The following is a 3,596-nucleotide window of genomic DNA, read 5'->3' on the forward strand; positions in this document are numbered from 1 at the left end:
ATTAGCGCCATAAATCAATCCGTTTCATCCGTTAAATCCGTGAAAATCCGTGGTTGATTTATTGTAAGGAGAAGGTATGGAGCTACTGGGCATTGACATCGGCGGGTCGGGGATTAAGGGGGCGATTGTCAACGCGACCACAGGCGAGTTGGTGACGGAGCGGCTGCGGCTGCCGTCGCCGCCCACTTTCCAGCCGGATGAGGTCGTCGCCACCGTCGCCGACCTGGTGAAGCAGTTCAACTACGAAGGCCCCATCGGCGTCGGCTTTCCGGCCGTCGTCATGCATGGTCGCGTCATGACGCCGCCGACCGCGCTGGCCTTTCCTGGCTGGGACGACGTGAACCTGGCCGAGCGCATCAGCGCGGCCACGGGCCACCCGACGACCGTGGGCAACGACGCCGACGTGGCCTGTCTGGCCGAGATGTACTTTGGCGCGGGGAAGGGGCAGTCGGGCGTGGTCATGGTCTTCACCATCGGCACGGGCATCGGCAGCGCGCTCTTCCTGGACGGCCGGATCGTGCCCAACTTTGAGTTGGGCCGGGTGTTCCTGCAAGATAGCAAGAAGACGGCCGAGCAGTGGACTTCCGACCGGGTGCGCGAGGAGAAGGGGCTGAGTTGGGAAGAGTGGGGCGGCCGGTTGAACCTGTACTTCAAGCACATCGAACTGCTCTTCTGGCCGGACGTCATCATCATCGGCGGCGGCGTCAGCAAGAAGCACGCCAAGTTCTTCCCCTACATCAACGTGCGAGCCCAACTGTTGCCGGCCGCTTTCCGCAACGAGGCCGGAATCGTCGGCGCGGCAATGGCCGCGCTCGACGTGCACGAGCCGCAAGCCTGGGATTTGCCGGGGGCGGGGCATAGTGAGGGGGCTTAGTGTCACTGTCTAAGCGTAGGTGCAACGCAGGGGAGCAGGGGAGCGGGGGGGCGGGGGTGAACGCTTGCTCCCCCGCTCCTCCGCTCCCCTGCCCCCCTGCTCCCCCGCAGAGGGCCGACCCATGATCCAGAAACCCGGCCCCCGCCAGGTCTACCTCCCCGACACACTGCTGCTGCCGCTGGCCGAGTCGCTCGTAGCGCTCGCCAACACCGACGGCGGCCTCATCGTGCTGGGCGTGGATGCCGAAGGGCGGCCGACGGGCGAAATCTGGGAAGAGGAGGCGGAGCTGGCGCTGCGCGAGGCGGCGGCGCTCTGCCGCCCGCCCGTGCCCACCCAATTCCAGTCGGTCGAACTGCCGGCCGGCCGCTTCATCGGCATCCAGGTTCCGCGCAGCCTGGAGCTGCACAGCCTGGCCGACGGCCGCGTGCTGGTGCGGCGGCGCGACGAGAACCGGCCGCTGACCGGCGATGAAATTCGCACGCTGGCCGCCAGCCGCCCGACGCTGGACTTCGAGACCGAGGCCGTGCCGGGAGCCAGACCGGGTGACCTGGATCGGGAGACGCTGCGCGAGTACCTGGACAAGCGCGAGGCACGCACCGGCTCGCGCGTGGCCTCCGTCTCCGAGCTTATGTACGAGGTCGGCGCGACCGACCGCGAGGGCAACCCCACGCTGATCGGCCTGCTGCTCTTCGGCCGCAACCCGCAGGCGTTTCTGCCCCAGAGCGGCGTGGTCTTCGTCAAGTTCCCCGGCGCTGAGCCGCGCGGCGAAGACGGCGGCATCGGCTATGGCCGGCGCGCGGAACTGAACGGCCCGCTGGCGCGCATCATCGAGCGCGCCTGGAGCATCGTCTTCGACGAGATGCGCATTGGCGCGACGGTCAGCGGGCTGGAGCGCGAGGAGGTGCTGGAGTACCCGCGCTTTGCCGTGCGCGAGGCGCTAGTCAACGCCGTGGCCCACCGCGACTACCGCATCAGCGGCCGGCGCATCGAGATTCGGATGTACGCCGACCGTCTGGAGATCATCAGCCCCGGCGGTCTGCCCGGCTACATGACGCTCGACAACCTGGTGGACGAGCACTTCTCGCGCAATCCGCGCCTGGTCAACGGCCTCTTCCAGTGGGGCTACATCGAGGAACTGGGGTTGGGCATCGACCAGATGATCGAGGAGATGCTCCAGGCCGGCCACCCGCCGCCGGAGTTCCGCGCCACGCCCCACTCCTTCACCGTCATTCTGTCCAACAAGCGGGAGCGAGCTTCCACGCCGAAGTGGACGCGCAGTATGAATGAGCGCCAGACGCGCGCCGTGAACTTCGTGCGCGAGTCGGGCAGCATCACCAACCGGGAGTACCGCCAGTTGTGTCCCGACGTATCGCCGGAGACGCTGCGGCTAGACCTAGCTGACCTGGTGGAGCGCGGCGTGCTGCTGAAGATCGGCTCGAAGAAGGGGACGTACTACATCCTCAAGTGAACCGCCGGCCGCCACTTAACCCAAATTTATCCCAAATCCCAGGTTGGGAAATGTTGGGAAACGGGGATATATCCCAATGAGTTTCACGACCCCGGCGGCCCTGTTGCTGTTGCTGGCGCTGCCGCTGGCGGCCTGGCTGGTGTGGCCGCCGGGACGCGGGCCGGCGAGGCGGGGCGGGCGAGCGACGGCCGGCCGGCCCCGCTCCGGCTGGGTGGGGTTGGTACTGCGCCTGGTCATTCTAGCTCTCATCATCCTCAGTCTGGCCGGGGCGCAGCGCGTGCGGGCGGTGGACGATCTGGCCGTCGTCTTCCTGGTGGACGCCTCCGACTCGATGAGCCGGGAGGCCACGGCTGCCGCCGAGCAGTTCGTCCGCGACGCCGTCGCCGCTATGAACCCGGAGGATCGCGCCGGGGTCATCCTCTTCGGCGGCAACGCGCTGGTCGAGCAGCCGCTGCGCTTCTATACGTCGGCCGACGAACTGCCCCCCTTCGCCTCGCAACCCCTCAGACTGCACACCGATCTGGCCGAGGCCATCCGGCTCAGTCTGGCCCTGCTGCCGCCCGACGCCGCGCGCCGCATCGTCGTGCTGAGCGACGGCGCGGCGACCACCGGCGACACGGCCGAGGCGGCGCGCCTGGCCGCGGCGGCCGGCGTGTCCATTGACACCGTCTACCTGCCGCGCCCGGCGGTGGAGGCTGAGGTCATCCTGCGCGAAGTGAGCGCCCCCGGCCGTGTCGGCCAGGGCGAGACGTTCCGCGTGGAGATCGTCGCCGAGAGCACGGCTGAGACGGCAGCCGAGTTGCGCGTGCTGGGCGATGGCGCGGTCGTCTACGAGGCCGAAGTGCGGCTGCAACCGGGCCTGAACCGCTTCGTCGTCCAACTGCGGGCCGGCGCGCCGGCCTTTACCCGCTACCGCGTCCAGCTGTCGCCGGCGGTCGGAGCCGACACCTTCCCCCAGAACAACGAGTTGGCCGCTTTCACCGAGGTCGTTGGCCAGCCGCGGGCGCTCGTCGTCGCGGGCGCCATTGTAGGGGCAGGTTTCAAACCCGCCCCTACGCAGCCGGATAGCGACCCGCCGGACGAAGCGGCACAACTGGTGGCCGCGCTGGCCGCGTCCGGCCTGACGGTAGAGCGGGCCACGCCGGCCGGCCTGTCGCCCGGCCTGGCGGACCTGGCCGACTACGCCGGCATCGTTCTGGTCAACGTCAATGCCCGCGACCTGTCGCCGCGCCAGATGGCGACGCTCCAATCCTA

3 protein-coding genes are annotated in these 3,596 nt (G+C 68.5%); all 3 read left to right on the plus strand.

The window, feature by feature from the left end; all coding sequences use genetic code 11:
* Window positions 1–76: 76 nt before the first annotated feature.
* Window positions 77–874 carry a polyphosphate--glucose phosphotransferase gene (ppgK, locus tag ACE3UY_RS23210; protein WP_374689840.1) on the plus strand — a complete coding sequence of 266 codons (798 nt, stop codon included), beginning with the start codon at window positions 77–79 and terminating at the stop codon, window positions 872–874.
* Between the two features lie 121 nt (window positions 875–995).
* Window positions 996–2,342, plus strand: a complete 1,347-nt coding sequence (locus ACE3UY_RS23215) for an ATP-binding protein (protein ID WP_374689841.1) — start codon at window positions 996–998, stop codon at window positions 2,340–2,342.
* A gap of 76 nt (window positions 2,343–2,418) precedes the next feature.
* On the plus strand, window positions 2,419–3,596 hold a 1,178-nt coding region (locus ACE3UY_RS23220; RefSeq protein ID WP_374689842.1), incomplete at its 3' end, for a vWA domain-containing protein.

It is taken from the genome of Promineifilum sp. (SeqCode), assembly GCF_041918635.1.
Taxonomy (GTDB): domain Bacteria; phylum Chloroflexota; class Anaerolineae; order Promineifilales; family Promineifilaceae; genus Promineifilum.